Source organism: Exiguobacterium sp. s40 (assembly GCF_018617905.1).
GTDB lineage: Bacteria > Bacillota > Bacilli > Exiguobacteriales > Exiguobacteriaceae > Exiguobacterium > Exiguobacterium mexicanum_A.
Genome location: NZ_JACSLC010000014.1, coordinates 16241 through 40885, shown reverse-complemented (window position 1 = coordinate 40885; position 24645 = coordinate 16241). Strand labels below are relative to the sequence as shown.

Below are 24645 nucleotides of genomic sequence, written 5' to 3'. Positions count from 1 at the left end.
TCCTCTCTGTTAGACCAACCCTTATACCCTACCCGTTTTTGTCACTTTTTTCTACTATTAGTCGTTCACTTTCGCGAATGCGAGCGTCGCGTTGTGGCCCCCGAAGCCAAGCGAGTTGCTCAGTGCGTACTGGATATCAAGTTCCCGATTTCCATCACGGACATAGTCTAAATTGCAATCATCAGCTGGTGTCTCACAGTTGATCGTCGGATGAATCCGTCCCTCATGAATCGATAGCGCCGTGATGACGGCCTCGACTCCGCCGGCTGCGCCGAGCAAGTGCCCGATCATCGATTTAGATGAGTTGACGGCCAAGTTGTGCGCGTGGTCACCGAAGACGTTGTGGATCGCTTTCGTCTCGAGCATGTCGTTGAGTGGTGTGCTCGTCCCGTGTGCGTTGATGTATTGAACGTCTTCTGGACGAATTCCCGCGTCACGAAGCGCCTCGTTCATCGCTTTTGATCCACCTTCTGCCTCAGGTGACGGTGCCGTGATGTGATAAGCGTCCGAACTCATGCCATACCCGACGACCTCCGCATACATTTTGGCTCCGCGCGCTTTCGCATGCTCATATTCCTCGAGAACGAGCACGCCCGCGCCTTCACCCATGATGAAGCCGTCACGGTTCTGATCGAACGGGCGGCATGCCGTGTTCGGGTCTGGATTCGTCGATAGTGCCTTGTTGGCACAGAATCCTGAGAATGAGAGCGGCGTGATTGGTGCTTCGGCCCCACCTGCGAACATCGCGAGGGCATCACCACGTTGGATGACTTTAAACGCCTCACCGATTGAGTTCGTTCCAGACGCACAAGCTGTGACCGAGCAGTTGCTCGGCCCTTTTGCTCCGAGGTAAATCGAAACTTGACCGCTCGCCATGTTTGGAATCATCATCGGGATGAAGAATGGGCTGATGCGACGTGGTCCCCGTTCATGCAAGATGCTCGCTTGTTTGTCGATCGTTTCGACACCACCGATCCCGCTTCCGATCCAAATCCCGACATCGTCCGCGATTGCTTTCACATCTAGACCGCTATCCCGATGCGCAGCGTCAGCCGCAAGAATCGAATATTGAATGAACGAATCCATCTTGCGCGCTTCCTTCGGTTCGACCAAATGATCGATGTTCCATTCCTTTACTTCCGCCCCGACTTTCGCCGGATACTGGCTAATATCAATCTTTGTTAACGTATCGACTGCATTTTCCCCGTTCAACAGTCGCTCCCACATTGCCGTAACGTCGTTCCCGAGTGGGGAAACGACTCCTAATCCTGTGATGACTACTCGTTTCATGCGTTAATCTCCTCCGTGATGTTAGCGTTATTCCATGTTAAACAGCTCGCTCCCCATGTGAGCCCGGCGCCGAAGCCGGCGACGACGATCGTTTGACCGTTTGAGATTTTCCGTTGCTTGACCGCTTCGGCCAAAGCAAGTGGAATTGAAGCAGCTGACGTGTTCGCATGGTCTTGAATCGTGACGACAACTTTTGCTTCGTCAATCCCTAACCGTTCAATCGCTGCGTCAATGATACGACGGTTCGCCTGGTGCGGCACGAGGACGTCGAGGTCTTCAATCGTCTTCCCGGCCCCTTGCAACGCCTCTAAGACGATGTCAGGCATCTTACGGACGGCGAATTTGAACACTTCACGACCGTTCATGACAATCTTACCTTCTTCATTCTCATATAAGAACTTTCCGCCGGTTCCGTCACTTCCGAGAATGACCGACTCGATGGCGGCCACCTCGTCTTCGCCGAGAACGACGGCACCCGCCCCATCACCGAACAAGACGGCGGTCGAACGGTCGTCCCAATCGATCAAGTTGCCCATCTTCTCAGCTCCGATGACGAGTGTGCGCTTCAACCCTTTCGCGAGCATCATGCTCTTCGCCGTATCCATCGCGAAGATGAAGCCGCTACAGGCGGCGCTAACGTCGAAGGCGACCGCTTGCTTTGCCCCAAGGTTGGCTTGCACGAGACAAGCCGTCGCTGGGAATGATGGCGCCGTCGCCGTCGCGCAAATGATCGCGTCGATATCTTCAATCGACACACCCGCACTTTGAAGCGCCCGTTCGGCAGCCTTTGTGGCCATATCGGCAACGCTCAAATCAGCGTCTGCCAAATGGCGCGCCTCGATCCCGGTCCGGGTCCGAATCCATTCGTCGCTCGTATCCATTCGTTTTTCCAAATCGATGTTCGTGATCCGGTTGTCCGGAAGGAACGAACCGATGCCAATGATTCCAATGTTCATGTTGATGACCCCTATTCTTAGTATCTGGTACTAATATAAGGGAATAAAAAAGGGATGTCAACGCATCCCTCTCGATTATTCGCTTTGACCGAGTCGTTTTGTGACGGCCATGACCATTTTCGCCGAGTTAATCGATGCCGTCTCCAAAAATTCGTCGAACGACAAGTTCGCTTCCTCATCGGCGCTGTCCGAGATTGAACGAGTCACGACGAACGGGACACCAAACTGGTAGCACGTCTGCGCGATTGGAGCGGCTTCCATCTCGACGGCGGCGACGCCATCAAAATGTCCGAGGATGTCCGCCACCCGTTTCGAGTCATTGATGAATGAGTCGCCCGTCACGATGAGGCCCGTATGGACGTTCACGTCATGGAGACTCTCGATGACTTCTTTACAGACGTCCATCAAGTGCGCATCGGCCGTATATGCCGCCGGCATGCCTGGAACTTGCCCATACTCATAGCCGAACGCTGTCACGTCGACATCGTGGTGACGGACTTCTGTCGAGACGACGACGTCGCCGACTTTCATCCCTTTTTTGAAGCCGCCGGCTGAACCGGTGTTGATGACGACGTCCGGTTTGAACTTATCAATCAAGAGCGTCGTCCCGATGGCCGCGTTCACTTTGCCGATGCCTGACTTTAAAATGACGACTTCGACGTTGCCGAGGTATCCTTCATAGAAGTGATAGTTGGCGATTTCCGTGTCTGTCCGTTCTGTCAATTCGTTGCGGAGCAAGTTTACTTCTTCTTCCATCGCTCCAATGATTCCGATTTTCATAATATGTGCCTCCTCAGAAAGAGAGCGACCTCCAGATGGATGTCGCTCGTTAGTGTTACTTGATTTCTTTAATTTCGACGACCATGTCGCCGCCTGGCGTTTGAACGTTGACAACGTCTCCGACCGTACGGCCGAGAAGCGCTTTGGCGATTGGTGATTCGTTTGAGATTTTCCCTGTGAACGGGTCGGCCTCGGCGCCACCGACGATTGTGTACGTCTCGTCTTCGTTATCTTCTTGAATGAAGAACGTTACCGTTTTCCCGATGGCGACCATCGAGTTGTCGGCTACGTCATCTTGGATGATGACGGCGTTACGAAGCATCTCTTCAAGTTGGGCGATGCGTCCTTCGACCATTGCCTGCTCTTCTTTCGCCGCATCATATTCAGCGTTCTCAGACAAGTCTCCGAAATCGCGGGCGATTTTAATATTCTCAACGACTTCTTTACGGCGCACCGTCTTCAGTTCGTTCAATTCATTTTCGATCTTAGCTTTTCCGTCTAACGTCATGTAATGTTGTTTTTCAGCCATTTCTGTCACTCCTTCATTGTCTCCTAGTATATTACAGCTAGGTTAAATTGAAAACGATTTATTTCCTTATGCCCGGTTGCGTTCTGTGAGCACCCAGCGAATCTTCGTCACGAGCAAATCGATGGCGACAAAGTTTTCTCCACCTTCAGGTACGATGATGTCCGCATAACGTTTCGTCGGCTCACAAAATTGAAGATGCATCGGCCGGACGACATTCGTATATTGGGCGACGACCGAGTCGATCGACCGGCCCCGCTCATTGAGATCGCGCTGCATCCGGCGTAGGATGCGGACGTCCGCATCCGTGTCGACGAACACTTTAATGTCCATCAAGTCGCGGAGACGATCGTCCTCGAGCGCCAAAATACCTTCGACGATGACGACGTCGACCGGCTCGATCAAGATCGTCTTGTCCGAGCGCGTGTGCGCCGCATAGTCATACACCGGTTTCTCGATGGCCTTGTGCTCTTGTAACTGCTTGATATGCTCGATCAAAAGATCGTTATCGAATGCGAATGGGTGGTCATAGTTCGTCTTATATCTTTCTTCCATCGTCATCTCTGACTGGTCTTTATAATACGCGTCTTGCTCGATCATGACGACCGATTGTCCTTTGAACGCATCCACGAGCGCGCGGGCCACGGTCGTCTTACCTGATCCGGTCCCCCCGGCCACGCCGATAATGACGGGTTTATGTTGCATCAAAGTTAAGTCCTCCTCATCGTAATTTACGACTGATTGCTAGGCCATCACCAAGGGGCAAAATTGCAGTATGATAATCAGTCCGTGCCATCAATTGCTCAGTAAACTCTTTTACGAGACGAACAAGCCGGCGGCGTCGACGGTCAAGCACTGACACATCCTCGAGCAGGACGTCCCCTCGTAAAAATAAATTATCGCTGTAAATCGTACCACCAATTGGTACTAAAGCGCCATACCCATCAAAGAATTTTTGATACTGACCTTTGGCCGCGTCGATAAAGACCGCATCGAATTCTCCTTCAATCGTCCCGATCAACTCCACCGCATCACCATGAATGACAGTGATTCGGTCCGATACGTCCGAGCGTCCGATAAAGCCGAGTGCCTCTTCGTGACGTCGTGCGTTTCGTTCGATCGTGACGATTTCTGCGTCCGGCAACAGTTCAGCCATTCGAATCGCACTGTATCCGATTGCCGTACCGACCTCAAGGATCCGTTTCGGACGTTGCATCGCGAGAAGCGACAGCAACACTTCAGATCCGGTCAAGTCCATGATTGGCACGTGATGTTCTCGGGCGAACGCCTCCATCTCCGCCAATAACGGCGACCGGGGCGTGACCAAGTTCTCCACGTAACCTTCATAGGATGAATGTTCCACGTCGTACACCTCTTACTCTCTAATCATTCAAACGACCGGAAGCCAAGGCTTCCGGTCGCATATCCGTCAATTGTTGTTTGCTTCTTCGAACGCTTCCCATTCTGGACGATACTTGTTGACGTTCTGTTGGTGCGCCTCGTACTCCACTTCGAACAAGACTTCCCCGTTCGGGAATCCTTCACGCGGTGGTCTAGCGTAGAAATAAACGTTATCCGTATCGTTCGGATTGAGCGTGGCGACGAATGCGTCACGACTGACCGCAGCGATTGGTCCGATTGGGATTCCTTCGTAGCGGTATGTGTTATAAAGTGAATCGTTTTGGAGATCGTTGAACGATGTGAAAATCGAAGTCTCCCCGGTACCATACCAGACGGTCGGGTCGGACTGCAACTTCATGCCATCGGCCAGACGGTTCTCAAACACACCCGCGATCTCTTGACGGTCTTCCGTCGAGACCGCTTCTTTCTCAACGATCGAGGCGAGCGATAACGTCTCATGGAACGTGCGTCCCGACGCTTCGACCGCATCGCCGTATTCGAGATAGAGCTGTTCGGTCGGCTTGAGCATCTCATCGATGATCTGAGTGAGCGTCACACCTTTATCGAACTCATACGTTGCCGGGAACAAGTAACCTTCGAGCGGGTGATAAATTCCGTCGGCGAGCACTTCGTCCGTCAGCATCTCATGCTCATTGACGAGCGAGCGGATATACTCCTCGTCGCTCAGTTGGTCCGAAATCTCTTCTTTCGGAATATCAGCCTGTTTTGCGAGACGCGAGATGACTTGGTCGATCGTAAAGCCTTCCGGGATCACCAATTTGATATCCGGGACGACGATGACTTTCCCCGTCTTCAACGTGGCGATTAACTCGTCAAGTGATTGTGACGGAGACAACGTATACGTCCCCGCTTGGAACGATGATTCATTTTTAAACCGTGTGTAAAAACGGAAAATCGTGCTATTCCTCACGAGTCCATTCTCTTCAAGTAGTTCGCCAATGTAACCAGAACCTGCACCGAGCGGAACCTCGACCTCGACCGTTTCGGTCGAAGCTGGGTCAACGGGTTCAAGCGATCGTTTCACGAACGCATAAGATACCGCGGCACCTGTGGCGATCACTAGAAGAAAGACAGCAAGGATGATGACCGTAATTCGCCGAACGATCCGGTTACGTGCACGCTTCTCATCAAACATCGATGGATGGTTCATGCGCATTTCTCCCCTGTTCTTCTGTTATGAAGATGGGCGACGAGGGTTTCCCCTAGTCGCCCGTCCACGTATTAGTCTAAACCAACTTCGTCATTGACGATATCGAACGCTTCCATGACTTCCTCGAAGTCATCATCGTCTTCGACGAGCTTCAAGATGAACTCGCCATCTTCAAGTTCTTCGATTTCAAACGCGTACACTTCGATTGTGTCGTCATCTTCGTCTTCTGTTTCTGGATTGCCGACCGGCTCAAGAACGACAAACGTCTTCTTCGAGCGGTCGCTCGTCATCCGGAAAATTTCTGCAAATAAATGCTCGTCTCCATTTTCGTCTGGAATACGGTACATTTCTTCTTCACGACGGATTTCTGCCATGAGTAATTCCTCCTTATTTGCCTGCACGATCCAGGTAATTTTGTAAAATCATGACGGCTGCCATCTTATCGATGACGGCCTTTCTCTTTTTTCGGCTGACGTCTGCTGAAATGAGCATCCGCTCCGCTTGCATCGTCGTCAAACGCTCGTCGACGAGAACTGTCGGCAAACCGGTCGCTTCGGTGAGGGCCGCGGCAAACGCCTGTGACGCCTCGCCCCGAGGTCCGATTGTCGCGTTCATGTTCTTCGGGAGGCCGACAACGACTTCTTTCACATCGTACTGCTCAATAATCGGTTGAAGCAGACGGACAGCTTCCTCAAAGTCCGGCTCGGTCCAGTAGACCGTCTCCACGCCTTGCGCCGTCCATCCCATGAGGTCGCTCACGGCGACCCCAATCGTCTTCGAACCGACATCGAGCCCCATGACTCGCTTCATATTAATCCTCTCTACGATCGTTCAAATACGATTTGACCAACTCTTCGAGCAGCTCATCTCGTTCGATTTTGCGAATTAAGTTTCGCGCATCGTTATGACGCGGGATGTAGGCAGGGTCACCTGACAACAAGTATCCGACGATTTGATTGATCGGTTGGTAGCCTTTCTCCTCGAGTGCTTGATACACCGTGATCAGTGTCTCCCGAGTGTTGGCTCGATTATCATCTTCTGGAAAATTGAATTGCATCGTGCGATCCATTTGGCTCACAAGAATCCACCTCTTTCCGTTTGCACTTCACACTCTATTATGCCAGTGATTGAACGTAATGTGAAGCAAACTTCAATGCTTCATCCAGTTTTGTCGCATCACGGCCTCCGGCTTGCGCCATGTCAGGACGGCCTCCGCCGCCTCCGCCACAACGTGTCGCCACTTCTTTGATCAATTTCCCGGCATGGAAGCCACGGTCGTTCAAGTCTTTCGTCACACCTGCGACGAGGTTGACCTTGTCGCCGTTCGCCGAGCCGAGCAAGATGACGGCCGAGCCGAGCTTGCCTTTCAATTCGTCGACCATGCCACGGAGCGCGTCCATATCTTGTCCGTCGACGCGCTTAGCGATCAATTGGACATCACCGAACGTCTCGATGGCGTCTGTGAGTGACGACGCTTCGATGTTGGCGAGTTTCGCTTTGAGCGATTCGCTCGCGCGTTCGAGTTCTTTCATTTCAGTTTGAAGCGCTTGGACACGCGTCGGCACTTCGAGCGGTTTTGTCTTGAGCAGTTTTGCTGCCGTCTCGAGCGTCTCGATGTGCTGGTTCATCACTTCGTAAGCACCAGCTCCTGTGACCGCCTCGATGCGACGTGTACCGGCTCCGATTCCTGATTCCGACAAGATTTTGAAGAGACCGATTTCCGCCGTGTTGCCGACGTGGCAGCCACCGCAAAGTTCGACCGAGTCACCGGCAGCGACGACGCGGACGACATCCCCGTACTTCTCACCGAAGAGCGCCATCGCACCTTTCGCTTTCGCATCGGCGATGTTCATTTCTTCGATATCGACAGCGATTGACGCCCAGATGCGTTCGTTCACTTGACGTTCGATCGATTGGAGCTCTTCAGCCGTCACTTGGCCGAAGTGCGAGAAGTCAAAGCGAAGACGGTCTGGTGTCACGAGCGAACCTGCTTGGTTGACGTGCTCACCGAGCGTGTCTTTCAACGCGCGATGCAACAAGTGCGTCGCTGTGTGGTTTTTGATGATCGCTTGACGCGAATCGAAGTCGACCGTAGCCGTCACCGCGACTTCTGCCTTGGCGACACCTGACGTGACCGTGACCGTATGCAAGTTTTGGCCATTCGGTGCTTTCGAGACGTCTTTCACGTGAAGGACGAAGTCCGACCCGACGATTTGTCCTTTATCGCCGATTTGACCGCCGCTCTCAGCGTAGAATGGCGTCTGATCGAGGATGACTTGCGCTTCTTCCCCTGCTGCGACGACGTCAACGAGCTCTCCATCATGAATCAAGCTGATGATTTTCGCTTCAGTTCCGAGGTTCGTGTACCCGACGAATGATGATGGAAGCGTAATTTCCGCAAGAACGCCTGACTGGATTTGCATCGACTCAACGTCGGCACGGGCAGTCCGAGCGCGTTCACGCTGAGCGTTCATCGCTTGTTTGAATCCATCCTCGTCGACCGTCAATTTGTGGTCTTCGGCGTACTCGATCGTCAACTCGAGCGGGAAACCGTACGTATCGTAGAGACGGAACGCATCTTCACCGCTGATGACGTTCGAACCGGCCGCTTTTTGCGCTTTCGCGACTTCGTTCAAGATAGCGAGACCGTCATGGAGCGTCTCGTGGAAACGTTCTTCTTCATTCTTGACGACTTTCTTGATGAAGTCTTTCTTCTCACGGACTTCAGGGTAGAAGTCGACCATGATGTCGCCGACGACGTCGACGAGCTCATACATGAACGGACGCTCGATGCCTAGCATCTTCGCATAGCGGACGGCACGGCGAAGCAAACGACGAAGCACGTAGCCGCGGCCTTCGTTCGATGGGAGCGCCCCGTCTCCGATCGCGAACGAGACGGTGCGGATGTGGTCAGCGATGACTTTGAACGCCACGTCTTTGCTGCTGTCGGTGCGGTACGTCTCGCCGCTGATTTTCTCTGTCTCGCGGATGATTGGCATGAACAAGTCCGTGTCGAAGTTCGTCGGTACGTCTTGCATGACGCTCGCCATCCGCTCGAGACCCATCCCTGTATCAATGTTTTTCCGTGGGAGCTCGGTATAGTTGCCGTGCCCGTCATGGTTGAACTGACTGAAAACGATGTTCCAAATTTCAAGGTAACGCTCGTTCTCGCCGCCCGGGTATAGTTCTGGGTCGGTCGGGTCGTCGCCGAACGCAGGTCCGCGATCGAAGAAGATTTCTGTGTTCGGGCCAGACGGGCCTTCCCCGATTTCCCAGAAGTTCTCTTCGAGTGGGATGATGCGGTCGGCCGGCACGCCGAGTGCAAGCCAAAGTTGTTTCGCTTCTTCATCTTCCGGGTGAATCGTCACCGACAAGCGATCCGGGTCGAGCCCGTACCATTCGTCGCTCGTCAGAAGTTCCCAGCCCCATTTGATCGCGTCTTCGCGGAAGTAATCACCGACCGAGAAGTTCCCGAGCATTTCGAAGAACGTATGGTGACGCGCCGTCTTCCCGACGTTCTCGATATCGTTTGTCCGAATCGACTTCTGCGCGTTGACGATGCGCGGGTTGGCTGGAATGACACGGCCGTCAAAGTATTTTTTGAGCGTCGCGACGCCTGAGTTGATCCAAAGAAGCGTCGGGTCCTCGACCGGTACGAGTGAGGCACTCGGCTCGACACTGTGTCCTTTCGATTTGAAGAAATCTAAATACATTTGGCGAATCTGTGCGCCAGTTAATGGTTTGAGCGGTTTCATCAACAATTCCTCCTTCAGTTTAAACGAAACGAAAAAAAGCGATGCTCATCCCTGTGGAAAGGGACGAAAGCATCGCTTCGTGGTACCACCCTCGTTCGCACGGCAAAGCCGTGCCTCGAACATCCGATAACGCGGATGAGGCGCCCAGGGTGAGTGGGGACTCCAGACTAGCTTCGGTCGACCGGACCCCCATCTTCTCACAGCCTAGGAAGATGTCTCTGGTGAGGCGGTTACGACGTACTCATTTCCTTCATCGTCTTTAATCGTTTCAGTTTTCTATTCGTCATTATCACACGTCAATCGGGAGACGTCAAGACTTGCCGCCTAGCCGCTCGACGAGTTTCGTCCGCCGTACCGGCTCTTCTTCTCGCGTCGCCGCCTCGAGCGCACGGACGTCCCCGAACAAGAGCAAACTCTTCTTCGCCCGAGTGACGGCCGTATAAATCAAGTTGCGCGACGAGCGGAAGCCGCCGTTGAAGAAGACGGGCATGAGCACGATCGGGAACTCGGACCCTTGTGACTTATGGATGGTGATGGCATAGGCGTGGGTGAACTGGTCCCATTCGCTCCGGTTATACTCGACCTCGGTCTGATCGAAGCGGATATAGATTTTGTCGACCTTGTCGACGTTTTCTTTCGCATAGAAAATGTTCGTGATTTCACCGATATCGCCGTTATAAACGTTCTCCTCGGCGTTATTGACGAGTTGGAGCACTTTATCCCCATTTCGGTACGTCCGGTTGCCGTGTTTCACTTCCCGGACCGCCGATTTCGGATTGAACACGTTTTGGAGCGCCTCGTTCAATCCGTCGATGCCGCACACCCCACGGTACGTCGGTGCGAGCACTTGGATATCGAATGGGGAATAACCTTTTCGCAGTGCGGCCCCGGCCATTTGACAGATCGCCTGGAGTGCCGTCTCTTGGTTGGCCGTATAAAAGCGGCGGTCCGGCAGTGCCGCGAGCAAATCGTCCGGCATCTGTTTCGCGTTGAGCGCGTGCGCCAGACGAAGGATGCTCGACTCGGACGCCTGCCGATGGACGACATCGAGCCGGACGACGGGAATCCCGTCGGTCGCCATCAAATCGGCGAGCACTTGGCCCGGTCCGACCGAAGGCAATTGATCCCGGTCACCGACGAAGAGGATTTTCATCCCGTTCGGCACAGCCCGAAGCAGGCTGCGGAACAAGAAGATATCAATCATCGACGCCTCGTCGACGATGAGCACTTTTCCGACGAGCGGATTCGTGTCATCGACTTGGAACGAGCTGCCATCAAACTTTAAGAGACGGTGAATCGTCGAGGCCGGCAAGCCCGTCGACTCACTGAGCCGTTTCGCGGCCCGGCCGGTCGGTGCGGCGAGCACGAACGGGAACGGTTGGTTCTGTACCGGTTCAAGCTTCCAGTCGAACACGTCGCTGAGCGCATGGATGATACCGCGGACGACGGTCGTTTTACCGGTCCCGGGTCCGCCTGTCAGCACCATGAGCGGCGACTTCAAGGCAAGTTCGATCGCCTCTCGTTGTTGCTTGGCATACTCGATCGAGAACATCTCCTCGACGCGACCGACCGCATCAAAGATCGTCGTCATATCGACGTCTTCCGTCGTCGATGTCGACATGATGCGCGCGAGTTCCTCGGCCGCTTTTTGTTCGGCCCGATAGACGCGTGGATGATAGACGACCCCGTCCTCGACGATGACACGCTCATCGTTCGCGAGTGTCTCAAGCGCCGAGACGAGTGCCTCGCCCGGGTCGCCACCGATGATGCGCGGCATCTCGCTCGCGAGTTGATCGGCCGTGACGAACAAATGCCCGTTGCCTTGCTCGAGCTCGAGCACGTATAATACGGCCGCGGCGATCCGCTCTGGGTGAATCCCTTGAATCCCGAAATGGGCGGCGATGGCGTCGGCCGTCTTGAAGCCAATCCCAGGGACGTCATACATCAAGGCGTAAGGGTTCTTTTCAATCGTCTCCATCGCCCGGCCTTCATACTCTTTATGAATCTTCGAGGCGAGTCGCGGTGTGACGTCGAACGGCGCCAAAAACAACAGCAACTGATCGACCCCATACAACACGTTCAACCGCTCGGTGATAACGCGGGCCTGCTTTTCTTTCAAGCCGTCGACGTTCGACAAGATACTCGGATGCTTAACGATTTGGTCGATGCAGTCGTCTCCGAGTGCGTCAGCAATCTTTTGGGCCGTTTTTTGCCCGATTCCCGGGAAAGAGCCGTTCGTCAAAAACCGGACGGCCGCCCGTTTCGTCATCGGGACGACACGGCGGATCCATTCCGCTTTCATCTGTTTCCCGAATCGGGGATGGTCGACGAGACGCCCGTGCGCTTTATACGTCTCTCCTTTTTCAATGCCGACGCCGACACCGGCGATGACCATCTCGGTCTCGTCTATCTCAAAGTTCTTTTCTTTTATACGTACGAGCGCGATCGTGTGCGCTTCTTCTTCCGATTGAAACAGGACGCGGATGACTTTTCCTGTCAACTCGTAAGGTGCTGCCATCATTCGAGCCACCTCCAGCTAGTTTTCCATCCCCCATTATAGCCCGAGTTTGAACGGTAGGACAAATCGCCTAACTGAACAGGTTGAGGATGCGCTCGAGCTGGTCGAGGTCGACACGTTCAAGAATCCGAATCAGCTGATCGACATCGATTCGGTTCAAGATGCGCTCAAGTTGCTCCAAGTCCACGGTTTCAAGCAGTCGTTCGAACCGTTCCAGCTCCCCCGAATTGACATAACCTTCGAGCCGTTCGAACAGCTCGGTCCGCTCGACACGAAACAGTTGCTCAAGCGATGGTCGCTGAATCAACAGCACAAGTCCCGCGGCGATGACGTGGACGCCCCAGTTCAACACGACGTGACCGAGCCGTACCGTCTGTCCGACGAACGGGACGAGCGGGATGAACGACAACTGCAACACGATGATCCCTAGCTGGATGTACGGGTTCGGGATGAACCAAGCCACGAGGGCAAGCAGGGCCGGGACGACCCACGCCACCCCGACCGCTCCAAACGTCACGGGCCAGGACTTGTTCGCCGACAATACCCAATGCATGACGACACCGATTACAAAAAATGTCGCAAACAGGAGTAACAGCACGGTCGTCGCCCGTTCCGACTCGACGACGACCCGGAACAAGAGATTATTCGTCCACTCGCCCGTCGCGAGACGATTATCGACTTCGATGAACAGACGACCGAGCATGAACCATTCGATGATGAAAAAAATAACGACGCTGACCAAACTAAACATCCGCATATGCTTTCTCCCCTCTCACATTGCTAATCCATTTCCCGAACACTCGGACGGCTATGCACGTTTTTCGTCGAATCAAAGCGGGAACTGTTCGAGTGAACCTATGAAGGAGGGATTATGTATGACGAACCGTATTCCAATCAGTGGCCTGTGTGAACTCGTGTTAGAAGTGACCGACATGACCGAGGCCGTCGATTTTTGGCACGGCAAGCTCGGACTGCCCGTCGTCGAACAATGGGTCGGTGATGATGCCGAGCCGAGCGAGGCACAGGAGCACGCGGACGAACCTTGGGCGACGTGGCTCTATGTCGGTGGGAATACGCGCCTCGGCCTTTGGCTGAAACGAGATTTCACGTCAGAAGAAGAATTGAATCGCCAAGAGGACGTGACCGAGTGGGACACGCTCTATGATGAAGGCGGCGCCCACGTCCACTGCGCATTTTTCGTTCCGATGGAGTCGTTCGACCAAGCGCTCGAAGTGTTAGAGGCGTCAAACATCCCGACGAAACTCCGGACGTGGGACGAGGACGAGACGGTCAACGGCAAAGAGCGCTCGGCCTACTTCAAAGACCCGAGCAAGAACGTGATCGAACTATACACGAAAAACATGGACGAGGCCTACGGTGAGTTCGGCGGCGAGCCCGTAAAAATCACGACGAAACAGCTCTGATTCACATTTACGCTCGACAACCCACATGATACGATGAGAGAAAATGGAAAAGGTCGTGCTATATGCGTTTCTTCCCGCTTTTCCTCATGGCTTGTTTAGGCTTGCTCACCTTTGGGCTGTATTTTGTGATCGATGCGTTTCCCACGCTCGACCGACCCACTTCGTTTGCAGCGTTGGCGTTCGTCTCATTCGGGACGAGTTTCCTGATTTTGATGGATGGTGTACGACGAGCCAAGTCCGGAAAGCGTGTCTTGTGGAGCTACCTCGCGCTCTCCGGCACGCTTGTATTGATGACTTTTAATCTTTTGATTTGGGTCATCGGGGAGGTGTCCGCATGACGCTCACCCTCCCTGAATGTATCACCGGCTTTTCATACGGCGACTGTTCCGCCCCAGGGTCAGATTGGAAGACGTTCAAATCGATTTGTTTTGAGTTCACCCGGATTAAACGAGGAATATGTTCCTTTACCATTGGGGACGAAATCACTCCGAATTATCACCAGGCGAGTATCACATGGAGTGAGCAAACCATCTATGTCCTGCTCAGCAGAAACTATCCTGTCATCGGCATCTCCAAACTCGAACCGTTTCAATATGAATTCATCGATGTACCCGAACTGACCGACATGTTTCCTGACACCTATCAGATTCCGTCAGCGGCTGAGTTGAATGAGCGGTTCGATTTGTCGCTACAGCCGTTTCTGAACAAGGCGGAACGCGGAGAAATCAAATATTGGAAACCAGAGACGGTCGGTAACGTCATCTTCCATTATTGGGACTAACAAAAAGCGCCTCTCGCAAAAACTGCGAGAAGCGCTTTATTAATTTAGTTACCGAGCAATTCATCCATTTTCGCTTTCGCGTCATACGCGAGCGCATGGTCCGGTTGCAACTCGAGCACACGTTCAAGCTCGGCGTACGTCTTGTCCTGTTCACCGAGGAACGCGTAGGCGATCGCCAAGTTGTAGCGGGCGTCCGTATGGCTCGCGTCGAGGTCGAGCGTATGCTCGAGCGCTTCGACGGCCTCGTCGAGCTGTTCGTTCTGCGCGAGCGCGAGCCCGTATTGGAACGAAATTTCGACGTCTTCCGGTGCCTGCTTCATCGCTTCCCGAAGACGCGGCAAGGCCCGGACGAAGTCGCCCATCGCCTTGTACGTCAAGCCGAGCATGAAATGAAGGTCGGCGTCGTCCATCCCGGCGAGGAGCGCCTGACGCAGAGATGCCTCGGCCAAGTCGAGCTGTTCGAGCTCATAGGCGAGCGCTCCCTTCGCGTAATGGGCCGCGCCGAACGCGTGGTCGAGTTCGAGCGCCTTATCGTAAAAGACGACGGCCCGTTCATGGTCGCCGATCGCTTGCAAGAGCGTACCCATGTTGACGTAACCGGTCGGGTCCGTCGGGTCCGCTTCGATGGCAGCATTGAACTGCTTGGCCGCCTGTTCGAACTTACCTTGTTGCATCGCTTGGATGCCTAATTCGTTTGCGTTCAAAGTCATCACCTCATCCGATATAGTCGAGTCGTTTTCCGTTTCGATACGCTTCGTCAATCGTCGCACCACCGAGGCAGATATCACCGTCATAGAAGACGACGGCCTGTCCTGGCGTGATCGCACGTTGCGGCTCATCAAATTTGACGAGCACTTCGCCATTTTCAAGTGGCGCGATCGTCACAGGCACGTCTTGTTGACGGTAGCGGAATTTCGCCGTCGCCCGGAACTCGCCTGTTGGGACGGCACCTGTCCATGACAGCTTCGATGCGAGCAACGCGTCCGAATAGAGCGCGTCATGATGGAACCCTTGGCCGACGTAGAGGATGTTTTCTTCCACGTTTTTGCCGACAACGAACCATGGGTCCCCGTCGCCACCGATGCCGAGGCCGTGGCGTTGACCGAGCGTGTAATACATGAGTCCGTCATGGTTTCCTTTTTGTTCCCCATCGAGCGTCTGCATGATGCCTGGTTGTGACGGCAAATACTCCGAGAGGAACTCTTTGAAGTTGCGCTCTCCGATAAAGCAGATGCCCGTCGAATCTTTTTTCTTCGCTGTCGCGAGTCCCGCTTCTTCGGCGATGACACGGACGTCTTTCTTGTCCATATGACCAATCGGGAACATCGTCCGCGCGAGTTGGTCTTGTGACAACTGGTTCAAGAAGTACGTTTGGTCTTTGTTGGCATCTTTCCCACGAAGAAGTCGATGCTCACCGTCGACGTACTCGACCCGTGCGTAGTGCCCGGTCGCGACGAAGTCGGCACCGAGGCGAAGCGCGTGGTCAAGGAACGCCTTGAACTTGATTTCCTTGTTACACATGACGTCCGGGTTCGGCGTCCGCCCGAGACGGTACTCGGCCAAGAAGTATTCGAACACGCGGTCCCAATATTCTTTCTCAAAGTTGACCGCGTAATAAGGGATCCCGATTTGGTTCGCGACCGCGATGACGTCTTCATAGTCTTCGGTCGCCGTACAGACACCGTTCTCGTCCGTATCATCCCAGTTTTTCATAAAGATTCCGATGACGTTATACCCTTGCTCTTTCAGCAAATGGGCCGTCACCGATGAATCGACGCCGCCTGACATCCCGACGACGACCGTCGTCTCGGCAGGGGCTTTTGTGCGTAAGTTCATGATTTATCTCACTCCGTTCGTGAATGTCGAGACGACCTCAGAGAGTCGTTCGGCGAGCCGCTCCACGTCTGCGACCGAGTTGCCATGTCCAAAGCTGATGCGGACGGACTGTTTCGTCCGATCCGACGTCCCGAACATCGCCGTCAAGACGTGTGACGGTTCAATCGACCCTGCCGTGCAGGCACTGCCGCTCGAGATGGCAAAGCCGCGCATGTCCATCATGATGAGGAACGGTTCAAGTTCGATGCCCGGGAGATACAAGTTGACGATGTGCGGTAAGCGGTTCGCCCCGTTCACGTCATACTCGACTCCGAGCTCATCGAGTCGCTTGAAGAGCGCCTCGGTCATTTGCTGGTACGCGCCCACTCGTTCGACTTGCTCGATTTTGGCCAGTTCGGCTGCTTGTTGGAACCCGACGGCACCCGGAACGTTTTCCGTGCCGGCTCGACGTTTCCGTTCTTGTTGTCCTCCAAAAGAACGCGTCGCTAATTTTACACCTGTTTTTATAAAAAGAAAACCGATACCTTTCGGGCCATTGATTTTATGGGCCGAGGCCGACAATAAATCGACCCCGAGCGCCTTGACGTCAATCGTTTCCGTGCCGAGCGCTTGGACCGCGTCCGTATGGAAATAGGCCTGATGGTCGGCGAGGAGCGCACCGATTTCCGCAATCGGTTGCAGTGTGCCGACCTCGTTGTTGCCGTACATGACCGAGACGAGGATCGTATCGTCCCGGAGTGCAGCACGAACGGAGTCAAGCGTCACCGCACCCGTCGCGTCGACATCGAGATACGTCACTTCGAATCCTTCCCGCTCGAGTTGCTCCATCGCGTGCAAGACGGCGTGGTGTTCGACTTTCGTCGTGATCATATGTTTGCCTTTATGTTGATTCGCGTAAGCCGTACCGAACAACGCATAGTTGTCCGACTCGGTGCCGCCCGATGTGAAGACAATCTCGTTCGGGGTCGCCCCGATCCACGTGGCGAGCGTCCGGCGCGAAGTATCCAGTGCGGCGCGCGCCGTCCGTCCGATGCCGTGGATGCTCGACGGGTTGCCATAATGTTCGAGCATATAAGGTGTCATCGCTTCGAGCACTTCCGGACGCATCGGCGTCGTTGCGGCATGATCAAAATAGTTCATATTCGTTCACCTCATCTTTATATATAGAACATATAGCCATCAGAATCTTTTTCAGCGAGATCGGCGAGTGTCGTCTCTTCGAGCACTTTCTCGATCGCCGCTTTGATTTTATCCCAAAGCTTCCGTTTCACGGCGTCGTCCGCTTCTGAGTCTTCGACGATTGTGAGCGGCCCTTCGAGCAAGCGGATGATTTCTCCCGCCGTGATGTCCGTTGCCGGTTTGACGAGCTGATAGCCGCCGTACGCCCCGCGGACGCTCTTGACGAGACCGCCGTTGCGAAGTGGACCGATCAACTGCTCTAAGTAATGTTCCGGCAAGTCATGCCGGGCCGCAATCTTTTTCAAGCTGAGCGGTTTATTGTCCGTTTCCCGGGCCAGTGCGATCATGATCGTCAATCCATAACGACCTTTTGTAGATATTTTCATCTTCATGTCTCCTTCTGCTATACTAGTCGAACAAACGTTTGTCGAAAGGAATGTGTACGTATGAGTGATTTATTTCAGCAATCGAATAGCGGCCCGCTCGCCAATCGGATGCGGCCTGAAACGTTAGACGAAGTCATCGGTCAACGCCACATCATCGGCGAAGGCAAATTGCTGCGGCGGGCCATCGAGGCCGACCGCCTCGGCACGATCATCCTGTATGGACCGCCGGGAACGGGCAAGACGACACTCGCCCGCGTCATCTCGAATTATACGAAAGCGACGTTCGTGCAATTGAACGCCGTCACGGCCAAACTCGATGAACTCCGGAGCGTCATCCGCGAGGCCGAGTCCCGGTTTGATTTCGAGCAAGAACGAACGATTTTATTTTTAGACGAGATTCATCGTTTCAATAAACTGCAACAAGACGCCCTGCTCCCGGCACTAGAGGCCGGGAAACTCATCTTGATCGGGGCGACGACCGAAAACCCGAGTTTTGAGGTCAACGCGGCGTTGCTGTCGCGCGCGACCGTGTTTCGGCTCGAACCGCCTGGACCAGACGAACTTCGTGTCGTCTTGGAGCGGGCTCTCGCTGATAAAAAGGGACTCGGCAACTATCCCGTCCAAATCGAGGAAGCCGCCGTGGACCATTATATCAAAATGGCGGACGGCGACTACCGTGTCCTGTTGAACGCCCTCGAGCTAGCCGTATTGACGACGCCCGAGGTCGATGGCAAGATTCAAATCACACTCGACGTCGCCGAGGAGTCGATTCAACAAAAAGCCATCAAGTACGACAAGACGGGTGACCGACACTATGACGTCATCTCGGCGTTCATTAAGTCGATTCGCGGCTCGGACCCGGACGCGGCACTGTACTGGCTCGCCGTCATGATCGAGGCCGGCGAATCACCGCGTTTCATCATGCGCAGGCTCTATGTGCATGCGGCCGAAGATATCGGGCTCAGTGACCCGAACGCGCTCGTCATCGTCGATGCAGCCGCTCGCGCGAGCGAACACGTCGGTTTCCCGGAAGCGCGCATCCCGATGGCACAGGCCGTCCTATATCTCGCAACGGCACCGAAATCGAACGCGGTCATCACCGCCATCGATAAGGCGATTCACCACGTCCGGACGGTCGAAGGCGGTCCGGTACCGGTCCATCTCCGTGACGCGCACAGCCCAGGCGCCCGCGAGCTCGGCAACGGTGCCGGATACAAATACCCGCACGACGAGAAAGACGGCTACGTCGCGCAAAACTACTGGCCGGAGAACTTGGCCCGAAAACGTCCTAAATATTATACACCGACGAGCCGTGGCTTCGAGCAACAGCTGCAAAAACGACTCGATTATTGGGAAAAACGACGCTGACTCTTTTGAGCCGCGTCGTTTTTTCATTTCTGGATGCGGTTGATTTCGACACCAGCTGTCTCAAGCATTTGGTTGATGACGTACCCTGCTGCGACGAGGCCGGCGACCGATGGGACGAACGCGTTCGAACTCGGCGGCATCTTCGCTTTACGGATCGGGGCATCTTTCTTCCCGACGACCTCGTTCACGTCTTCGCGTGTCACGATCGGCGACTCGTCTGAAAAGACGACCGGGACGCCTTTATGGATGCGCTCTTTACGGAGACGCGTCCGGACCATTTTGGCGATCGGGTCGTATGTCGTATCCTTGATGTCGACGACTTTGATGCGCGTCGGGTCCATCTTGTTGGCCATGCCCATGCTCGAGATGACCGGGATGCCACGACGTTTGCACTCGACGATCAAGTGGATCTTATAGATGATCGTGTCCGAGGCATCGATGACGAAGTCGAGGTTTTGCTCGAAGAATTCTTCGAACGTCTCTTCCGTGTAGAACATTTTTAATTTGACGAGCTCGAGCTCAGGGTTGATATCGAGGAGGCGTGTCGCCATCGCTTCGACTTTCGGTTGCCCGACCGTCGATAAGAGCGCGTGAATCTGGCGGTTGACGTTTGTGATATCGATATCATCTTTATCGACGAGCACGATTCGTCCGACGCCGCTCCGGGCAAGCGCCTCGGCCGCGAACGACCCGACACCGCCGACGCCTAGAATGGCGACCGTCTTGCCTTTTAATGTTTCTAACCCTTCTTGACCGATGGCCAACTCATTACGTGAAAACTGGTGTAACATACTCTTCCTCCAAATGAATCCTATTTTCTCACACTATTTTACTCGGAATTATAATCAAAAAAAAACGTCTAGCGACGTTTTTACAATAAAATCGATGGGACCCGGAGTGCCGTGACGATGCCCTGCTTTTGAACCTGCTTAAGCAGGTGGGTGACCTAGCGTCCCCTTCACAAGTCCTCCTGCACGTGATGAGGCAGTTGATCTGGATAGCAGTTCGGTCTCCCGTATTCAAAGTGTTGGCTCAAAATAACGAAGGCGGCTCTCGTACACCTCAGGTATCCCATCTGTTGCCCTTACTATAGCACTGTCTGTAAAAAGAAGTCAATCAGAAACGACGACTTCTTATGACAGTTTCGTCACAACCAGCTGTTACGAAACGCACCGGTCGGGTCGTACGTATCTTGTTGCCGCGTGACGTTGAAACGGCGATCTCTCGAGTCGTTGCCGACGCCGGCCTGGTACGCCCAATTGCCGGTATTGCTGGCAACATCATAGTCGATCAGCATCGATTCGAAATACGACGCGCCGATACGCCAGTCCTGCCCGAGCTCTTTCGCAAAATAGCTCGCGACGATTTGACGCCCCCGGTTTGACATCCATCCCGTCGCGTTCAATTCGCGCATGAACGCATCGACGAAGTCGACGCCCGTCTCTCCCGCTTGCCAACGCCCGATGACGTCATCGTCCACGCGCCATGTCTTCTGTTTCGAACGGATGCCTTGGGCGCGGAACAGTCGTTTCCCTTGCTCGAGTGCGACCCATTGGAAGAAATCACGCCAGAGCAATTCAAAATAGAGCCAATACGTCGACTCATTCGCACCGTGTGACCGCTCATGTTGCTCGAGCTCGTGCAGCACCCGGCGCGGTGAGAGCGACCCGTTGGCGAGATAAGCCGACAGCTTCGACGAGTCGTCGACCCCGAAGCCGTTTCGTGTCTCTTTGTACGTTCTGACCGGATCGGCCAAATAGGCGGCGAGACGCGCTCGCCCCGCCCGTTCCCCGCCTTGGAACGGGAACGCAGTCCGTGCGTCCTGTCCCGGCTGTGTATAAGCGACCGGAAAATCGACGGCACGCCATTCCTTCATAGGCGAACGTTCGACCAATCGGTCCGGTCTCGCATCAGCTTCGACCGCTTTCCGAAACTCGGTGAAGAGGAATGGCAGCTTCTCAAATGGAATCTCTTCCCGCGGATAGAGGGTGAATCCGTCGAACGACTGATATTCGCCTTGCCACGCGGTTGTGACCTCACGTTCACGTCTCCGTTCGTTATAGCCGATCGACCGTTGGAATAACAAGCGGTCGGTCGGTTCGAAGACGTCGAGTGGATGTCCGACATGGATGAACAGCGGGATGCCAAACGCTGTGAGCGAACCGGCCAAGTCGTCGAGTGCCTCGTTCAAAAACTGGAGTCGCCGCGGCCCGAGCGGAATATGGCCGAAACGGTTTTCAATGAGCTCTTCTTGCGCAATGACGTAATGGCCCTCAATCGGATCGTCATGACGGAGCGCCTCCTCGAGCGGACGATGGTCGTCGACCCGTAAATCGTTTTGATACCAGATAATCGTCTTCATCTTTTTCGCCTCCTTCCCCCATTATGGGACATGGCTGCTGGTGTTACCTTAGACGAAACTGTAGAAAACATGTTTTCATTTCCTAAACAGGTGGAATATACATCATTAGAAACAGAAAGGGGTGCAACAACATGGCTAGAAAAGGTAAATTTGGTACACTCATCAAAGTCGCGACGGCGGTCGCACCGTTCGTCTACGATTACTATAAAAAGAACAAAGCAAAAAAAGCATCGACACCTAAAAAGTGAGCCAAGCGCTTCGGACTTCGTCTGAGGCGTTTTTTTCTTGTCGTGAAACCAACTATGATATGATGATGGAACATTTTAGGGAATCGAGGCGACGAACATGCACGCGGTATGGGTACAATCTTTACGAATCAGCTTGAAGTGGACGTTGTTCATGAGCGGTCTATTCCTGCTCGCCCTCGGGTCATCGATGATGATCACGGCCGACCTCGGCGTGTCGACGTGGGACGTGCTCCATCTCGGCCTCGCCCGCCACACACCGATTTCCGTCGGGACGATCATCTTGCTCGTCGGTCTTTTGCTCGTCCTCTGCAAGTACATACTGGACCGGATTCGGCCCCAGTTCGGGACGCTCGTCAATGCCGTCTTCGTCGGCGTGTTCATGAACTTGATTCTCGACCAGCATTGGTTGCCGCAGCTCGACGGCATCGCGCTCAACATCGCCTGGCTCGTCCTCGGCATCTTCGTCATCGGGATGGGTGCCGGTTTGTACGTCGCCATCGGTTATGGGGCCGGCCCACGGGATGGGTTGACGCTCGCCTTGGCTGATCGATTCAACACGTCGGTCCGCATGATGCGGACGTGGATGGAACTGACGGCCTGCCTCATCGGCTGGGTGCTCGGCGGCCCCGTCTTCTTCGGAACGGTCCTGTCGATTTTCCTGATCGGCCCGTTCTTCCAGTTTTGGCTCGAACAGTTCCGGCGGCTCGTCTCGGTCATTGATCGCGCAAAAGTGGATCCAGTATAAAAAAGAAGGGAAGTTGGACTTAACGTCCAGCTTCCCTTCTTTTGTTGATGAAAACTGATAGTTTGGTTCGACTATTTAACTGTACGGTATGCTGTTTACAAACATGAGCGAGTTGTGAATTTTACAACTGTTGGCGCTTTAAAAGTCCGGCGAACACGCCGCCTTTCGCGCTCAGTTCATCGTGCGTCCCGTCCTCGACGATGCCGTCAGCGGTAACGACGAGGATGCGATCGGCATTTTTCACCGTCGCCAAACGGTGGGCGATGATGAGCGTCGTCCGGTCGGCCGCGAGCTCATTGAGCGAGTCTTGAATGATCGCTTCCGTCTCCGTGTCGAGCGCGGACGTCGCCTCGTCCAAAATCAAGATCGGCGGATTTTTAAGGAACATGCGGGCGATGGCGATCCGTTGTTTCTGTCCGCCCGACAGTTTCAAGCCCCGCTCCCCGATTTGCGTCTCGAGACCATGCTCGAGCTCCTCGACGAGCGAGTTCAAATGCGCCTTCTCGACCGCATGCATAATCTCCGCGTCGGTCGCGTCCAGTTTTCCGTAGGCGATATTCTCACGGAGCGTCCCGGCGAACAAGAACACGTCTTGTTGCACGATCCCAATTTGGCGGCGCAGACTCTCTTTCGTCATATCACGGATGTCCATGCCATCGATCGTGATGGCACCGCTCGTCACATCATAGAAACGTGGGATGAGCGAACAGATTGTCGTCTTCCCGGCCCCGCTCGTCCCGACGAGGGCGACCGTCGTCCCCGACTTGATGTCGAGGTCGATGTCGGTCAACACTTGGCGATAGTCCGAGTAGCCGAACGAGACGTGTTGGAAGGCGATGTCGCCTTTCAGTGAAGTGACGTCGACGGCGTCCGGACGGTTCTCGATGTCCGGAGCCTCGTCAAGCAGTTGCGTGAACCGTTTGAAGCCGGCCATCCCTTTCGGGTACATCTCGAGGAGGGCCGTGATCTTCTCGATTGGCTTGATGAGCAAATTCATATAGAGGATGAACCCGACGAGCTGTCCGTAAGACAGTTGCCCTTGATACGTCAAATAGGCGCCGTAGACGAGGACGAGCAGCGTCATGAGCCGCGTCGTGATGTAAATCCCGGCGAGCGACTTACTCATGACTTGGTACGCCTCGATTTTCGAGCCGCGATAGAAATTGTTGTCTTTCTGGAACCGCTTGATCTCGAACGTCTCGTTCGTGAACGATTGGACGACGCGTGCCCCAGAGACGCTGTCCTCGACGCGGGCGTTCACTTCTCCGATGTTCGTATACATCTTTTGCCACGCCTTGTTCATGTTCTTGTTGGCATACGTGATCATGATGACGAGGAACGGCACGGCGACGACCGTCACGAGCGCGAGTTGCGGGTCGATCGAGAACATGATCCCGAACGCACCGAGCAGCGTCATGATGGCGATGAAGAAATCTTCAGGCCCGTGGTGCGCCACTTCGCCGATATCGAACAAGTCGTTCGTCACTCGGCTCATCAAATGGCCGGTCTTGTGGTTATCGAAGAACCGGAACGACTGTTTATGGATATGGGTGAACAGCTCTTCCCGCATATCGGTCTCGATATTGATGCCGAGCTTATGCCCCCAATAGTTGACGACGTACTGCATCATCATGGCGAGTATGTAAAGGATGAGCAAGCCGATGCTGATGATGATAATCCAGTTCCATTCCCCACCTGGCAACAAATCGTCGATGAACCATTGCACGGCGAGCGGAAAGCCGAGCTCGAGCAGACCGACGAGGATGGCGAACGAGAAATCGAGGATGAATAACTTCTTATGTGGACGGTAATAACTAAAAAAACGTGAGATCATTTCGTTTCCCCCTTCTAAACAAATAGTTTACGCCTTTTTGCAGGAAGTGGAAAATGGGAAGCACGTCTTTTTCAATCTTTTTTCC

25 protein-coding genes and 1 other RNA gene are annotated in these 24645 nt (G+C 54.2%); 5 read left to right on the top strand and 21 right to left on the bottom strand.

Annotation, left to right across the window (positions count from 1 at the left end; translation table 11 throughout):
• Positions 1 to 57: 57 nt before the first annotated feature.
• From fabF to KNP02_RS11945, 13 genes are all read right to left on the bottom strand, one after another.
• On the bottom strand, positions 58 to 1290 hold the full coding sequence (fabF, locus tag KNP02_RS12005) for a beta-ketoacyl-ACP synthase II (RefSeq protein ID WP_214709592.1): 1233 nt from the start codon (positions 1288 to 1290) through the stop codon (positions 58 to 60).
• Positions 1287 to 2246 carry a beta-ketoacyl-ACP synthase III gene (locus KNP02_RS12000; RefSeq protein WP_034776926.1) on the bottom strand — a complete coding sequence of 320 codons (960 nt, stop codon included), beginning with the start codon at positions 2244 to 2246 and terminating at the stop codon, positions 1287 to 1289. The genes fabF and KNP02_RS12000 overlap by 4 nt, the downstream gene beginning before the upstream one ends.
• Positions 2247 to 2321: 75 nt before the next feature.
• Positions 2322 to 3026, bottom strand: a complete 705-nt coding sequence (gene mtnN / locus KNP02_RS11995) for a 5'-methylthioadenosine/S-adenosylhomocysteine nucleosidase (RefSeq protein ID WP_029595792.1) — start codon at positions 3024 to 3026, stop codon at positions 2322 to 2324.
• Between the two features lie 55 nt (positions 3027 to 3081).
• The gene (gene greA / locus KNP02_RS11990; protein WP_029595793.1) at positions 3082 to 3555 is read right to left on the bottom strand and encodes a transcription elongation factor GreA; all 474 of its coding nucleotides are present in this window, start codon (positions 3553 to 3555) and stop codon (positions 3082 to 3084) included.
• Positions 3556 to 3621: 66 nt separating this feature from the next.
• Positions 3622 to 4257, bottom strand: a complete 636-nt coding sequence (gene udk / locus KNP02_RS11985; RefSeq protein WP_034776924.1) for a uridine kinase — start codon at positions 4255 to 4257, stop codon at positions 3622 to 3624.
• 16 nt (positions 4258 to 4273) lie between these two features.
• Positions 4274 to 4915: an O-methyltransferase gene (locus tag KNP02_RS11980; protein ID WP_138859710.1), complete on the bottom strand. Its 642-nt coding sequence runs from the start codon at positions 4913 to 4915 to the stop codon at positions 4274 to 4276.
• Positions 4916 to 4981: 66 nt separating this feature from the next.
• Positions 4982 to 6124, bottom strand: a complete 1143-nt coding sequence (mltG, locus tag KNP02_RS11975; RefSeq protein ID WP_138859711.1) for an endolytic transglycosylase MltG — start codon at positions 6122 to 6124, stop codon at positions 4982 to 4984.
• A 71-nt stretch (positions 6125 to 6195) separates the two neighbouring features.
• Positions 6196 to 6498 carry a DUF1292 domain-containing protein gene (locus tag KNP02_RS11970; protein WP_034776918.1) on the bottom strand — a complete coding sequence of 101 codons (303 nt, stop codon included), beginning with the start codon at positions 6496 to 6498 and terminating at the stop codon, positions 6196 to 6198.
• A gap of 13 nt (positions 6499 to 6511) precedes the next feature.
• Complete coding sequence (gene ruvX, locus KNP02_RS11965; protein ID WP_034776916.1) at positions 6512 to 6934, bottom strand: Holliday junction resolvase RuvX; 423 nt, start codon at positions 6932 to 6934, stop codon at positions 6512 to 6514.
• A 1-nt stretch (position 6935) separates the two neighbouring features.
• Positions 6936 to 7202 (bottom strand): IreB family regulatory phosphoprotein, encoded by a 267-nt coding sequence (locus tag KNP02_RS11960; RefSeq protein WP_029595797.1) that lies wholly within the window; start codon positions 7200 to 7202, stop codon positions 6936 to 6938.
• Positions 7203 to 7239: 37 nt separating this feature from the next.
• Positions 7240 to 9879 carry an alanine--tRNA ligase gene (gene alaS / locus KNP02_RS11955; RefSeq protein WP_034776913.1) on the bottom strand — a complete coding sequence of 880 codons (2640 nt, stop codon included), beginning with the start codon at positions 9877 to 9879 and terminating at the stop codon, positions 7240 to 7242.
• Positions 9880 to 10189: 310 nt separating this feature from the next.
• On the bottom strand, positions 10190 to 12397 hold the full coding sequence (gene recD2 / locus KNP02_RS11950; RefSeq protein ID WP_251129316.1) for an SF1B family DNA helicase RecD2: 2208 nt from the start codon (positions 12395 to 12397) through the stop codon (positions 10190 to 10192).
• Between the two features lie 70 nt (positions 12398 to 12467).
• Positions 12468 to 13154, bottom strand: a complete 687-nt coding sequence (locus KNP02_RS11945) for a magnesium and cobalt transport protein CorA (protein WP_214709595.1) — start codon at positions 13152 to 13154, stop codon at positions 12468 to 12470.
• A 118-nt stretch (positions 13155 to 13272) separates the two neighbouring features.
• Between KNP02_RS11945 and KNP02_RS11940 the strand changes: the two genes are divergently transcribed.
• From KNP02_RS11940 to KNP02_RS11930, 3 genes are all read left to right on the top strand, one after another.
• Positions 13273 to 13821, top strand: coding sequence for a VOC family protein (locus KNP02_RS11940; protein WP_251129315.1), 549 nt, complete (start codon positions 13273 to 13275; stop codon positions 13819 to 13821).
• Between the two features lie 62 nt (positions 13822 to 13883).
• The gene (locus KNP02_RS11935; protein ID WP_138859715.1) at positions 13884 to 14159 is read left to right on the top strand and encodes a hypothetical protein; all 276 of its coding nucleotides are present in this window, start codon (positions 13884 to 13886) and stop codon (positions 14157 to 14159) included.
• The gene (locus KNP02_RS11930) at positions 14156 to 14602 is read left to right on the top strand and encodes a hypothetical protein (protein ID WP_214709601.1); all 447 of its coding nucleotides are present in this window, start codon (positions 14156 to 14158) and stop codon (positions 14600 to 14602) included. The genes KNP02_RS11935 and KNP02_RS11930 overlap by 4 nt, the downstream gene beginning before the upstream one ends.
• A 44-nt stretch (positions 14603 to 14646) precedes the next feature.
• On the opposite strand, the gene KNP02_RS11925 is transcribed toward KNP02_RS11930, so the two are convergent.
• From KNP02_RS11925 to cymR, 4 genes are read right to left on the bottom strand one after another with little or no spacing between them, the layout of a single operon-like run.
• Complete coding sequence (locus tag KNP02_RS11925; protein ID WP_214709636.1) at positions 14647 to 15312, bottom strand: tetratricopeptide repeat protein; 666 nt, start codon at positions 15310 to 15312, stop codon at positions 14647 to 14649.
• 4 nt (positions 15313 to 15316) lie between these two features.
• Positions 15317 to 16438, bottom strand: coding sequence for a tRNA 2-thiouridine(34) synthase MnmA (mnmA, locus tag KNP02_RS11920; RefSeq protein WP_214709603.1), 1122 nt, complete (start codon positions 16436 to 16438; stop codon positions 15317 to 15319).
• A gap of 3 nt (positions 16439 to 16441) precedes the next feature.
• Entirely contained in the window at positions 16442 to 17578 is a 1137-nt protein-coding gene (locus KNP02_RS11915) for a cysteine desulfurase family protein (protein WP_214709605.1), read from the bottom strand.
• Positions 17579 to 17595: 17 nt separating this feature from the next.
• A complete protein-coding gene (gene cymR, locus KNP02_RS11910; RefSeq protein WP_214709607.1) occupies positions 17596 to 18003 on the bottom strand; it encodes a cysteine metabolism transcriptional regulator CymR in 408 nt (135 codons plus the stop codon).
• A 60-nt stretch (positions 18004 to 18063) separates the two neighbouring features.
• On the opposite strand from cymR, the gene KNP02_RS11905 reads away from it, so the two are divergent.
• Positions 18064 to 19371, top strand: coding sequence for a replication-associated recombination protein A (locus KNP02_RS11905; RefSeq protein WP_034776901.1), 1308 nt, complete (start codon positions 18064 to 18066; stop codon positions 19369 to 19371).
• 23 nt (positions 19372 to 19394) lie between these two features.
• On the opposite strand, the gene KNP02_RS11900 is transcribed toward KNP02_RS11905, so the two are convergent.
• The 3 genes from KNP02_RS11900 to KNP02_RS11890 form a co-directional block, all read right to left on the bottom strand.
• Complete coding sequence (locus tag KNP02_RS11900; RefSeq protein ID WP_214709609.1) at positions 19395 to 20162, bottom strand: tRNA threonylcarbamoyladenosine dehydratase; 768 nt, start codon at positions 20160 to 20162, stop codon at positions 19395 to 19397.
• Between the two features lie 94 nt (positions 20163 to 20256).
• A non-coding RNA gene (gene ssrS, locus KNP02_RS11895) (6S RNA) lies at positions 20257 to 20443 on the bottom strand.
• Positions 20444 to 20518: 75 nt separating this feature from the next.
• Complete coding sequence (locus tag KNP02_RS11890; protein ID WP_214709611.1) at positions 20519 to 21733, bottom strand: DASH family cryptochrome; 1215 nt, start codon at positions 21731 to 21733, stop codon at positions 20519 to 20521.
• Positions 21734 to 22078: 345 nt separating this feature from the next.
• On the opposite strand from KNP02_RS11890, the gene KNP02_RS11885 reads away from it, so the two are divergent.
• Positions 22079 to 22726 carry a YczE/YyaS/YitT family protein gene (locus KNP02_RS11885; RefSeq protein ID WP_214709613.1) on the top strand — a complete coding sequence of 216 codons (648 nt, stop codon included), beginning with the start codon at positions 22079 to 22081 and terminating at the stop codon, positions 22724 to 22726.
• 121 nt (positions 22727 to 22847) lie between these two features.
• On the opposite strand, the gene KNP02_RS11880 is transcribed toward KNP02_RS11885, so the two are convergent.
• A complete protein-coding gene (locus KNP02_RS11880) occupies positions 22848 to 24560 on the bottom strand; it encodes an ABC transporter ATP-binding protein (protein ID WP_214709615.1) in 1713 nt (570 codons plus the stop codon).
• Between the last annotated feature and the right edge of the window lie 85 nt (positions 24561 to 24645).

Excerpts from the sequence above, each read along its gene's own strand:
- KNP02_RS11925 (WP_214709636.1), bottom strand. The coding sequence starts at position 15,312 with ATGACTTTGAACGCAAACGAATTAGGCATCCAAGCGATGCAACAAGGT.
- greA (WP_029595793.1), bottom strand. The coding sequence starts at position 3,555 with ATGGCTGAAAAACAACATTACATGACGTTAGACGGAAAAGCTAAGATC.
- KNP02_RS11930 (WP_214709601.1), top strand. The coding sequence starts at position 14,156 with ATGACGCTCACCCTCCCTGAATGTATCACCGGCTTTTCATACGGCGAC.
- KNP02_RS11915 (WP_214709605.1), bottom strand. The coding sequence starts at position 17,578 with ATGAACTATTTTGATCATGCCGCAACGACGCCGATGCGTCCGGAAGTG.
- KNP02_RS11905 (WP_034776901.1), top strand. The coding sequence starts at position 18,064 with ATGAGTGATTTATTTCAGCAATCGAATAGCGGCCCGCTCGCCAATCGG.
- ruvX (WP_034776916.1), bottom strand. The coding sequence starts at position 6,934 with ATGAAGCGAGTCATGGGGCTCGATGTCGGTTCGAAGACGATTGGGGTC.
- mtnN (WP_029595792.1), bottom strand. The coding sequence starts at position 3,026 with ATGAAAATCGGAATCATTGGAGCGATGGAAGAAGAAGTAAACTTGCTC.
- KNP02_RS11880 (WP_214709615.1), bottom strand. The coding sequence starts at position 24,560 with ATGATCTCACGTTTTTTTAGTTATTACCGTCCACATAAGAAGTTATTC.
- KNP02_RS11945 (WP_214709595.1), bottom strand. The coding sequence starts at position 13,154 with ATGCGGATGTTTAGTTTGGTCAGCGTCGTTATTTTTTTCATCATCGAA.
- recD2 (WP_251129316.1), bottom strand. The coding sequence starts at position 12,397 with ATGGCAGCACCTTACGAGTTGACAGGAAAAGTCATCCGCGTCCTGTTT.
- KNP02_RS11900 (WP_214709609.1), bottom strand. The coding sequence starts at position 20,162 with ATGTTACACCAGTTTTCACGTAATGAGTTGGCCATCGGTCAAGAAGGG.
- KNP02_RS11970 (WP_034776918.1), bottom strand. The coding sequence starts at position 6,498 with ATGGCAGAAATCCGTCGTGAAGAAGAAATGTACCGTATTCCAGACGAA.
- fabF (WP_214709592.1), bottom strand. The coding sequence starts at position 1,290 with ATGAAACGAGTAGTCATCACAGGATTAGGAGTCGTTTCCCCACTCGGG.
- cymR (WP_214709607.1), bottom strand. The coding sequence starts at position 18,003 with ATGAAAATATCTACAAAAGGTCGTTATGGATTGACGATCATGATCGCA.
- KNP02_RS12000 (WP_034776926.1), bottom strand. The coding sequence starts at position 2,246 with ATGAACATTGGAATCATTGGCATCGGTTCGTTCCTTCCGGACAACCGG.
- alaS (WP_034776913.1), bottom strand. The coding sequence starts at position 9,879 with ATGAAACCGCTCAAACCATTAACTGGCGCACAGATTCGCCAAATGTAT.
- KNP02_RS11890 (WP_214709611.1), bottom strand. The coding sequence starts at position 21,733 with ATGAAGACGATTATCTGGTATCAAAACGATTTACGGGTCGACGACCAT.
- KNP02_RS11935 (WP_138859715.1), top strand. The coding sequence starts at position 13,884 with ATGCGTTTCTTCCCGCTTTTCCTCATGGCTTGTTTAGGCTTGCTCACC.
- KNP02_RS11940 (WP_251129315.1), top strand. The coding sequence starts at position 13,273 with ATGACGAACCGTATTCCAATCAGTGGCCTGTGTGAACTCGTGTTAGAA.
- mltG (WP_138859711.1), bottom strand. The coding sequence starts at position 6,124 with ATGAACCATCCATCGATGTTTGATGAGAAGCGTGCACGTAACCGGATC.
- mnmA (WP_214709603.1), bottom strand. The coding sequence starts at position 16,438 with ATGAACTTACGCACAAAAGCCCCTGCCGAGACGACGGTCGTCGTCGGG.
- udk (WP_034776924.1), bottom strand. The coding sequence starts at position 4,257 with ATGCAACATAAACCCGTCATTATCGGCGTGGCCGGGGGGACCGGATCA.
- KNP02_RS11885 (WP_214709613.1), top strand. The coding sequence starts at position 22,079 with ATGCACGCGGTATGGGTACAATCTTTACGAATCAGCTTGAAGTGGACG.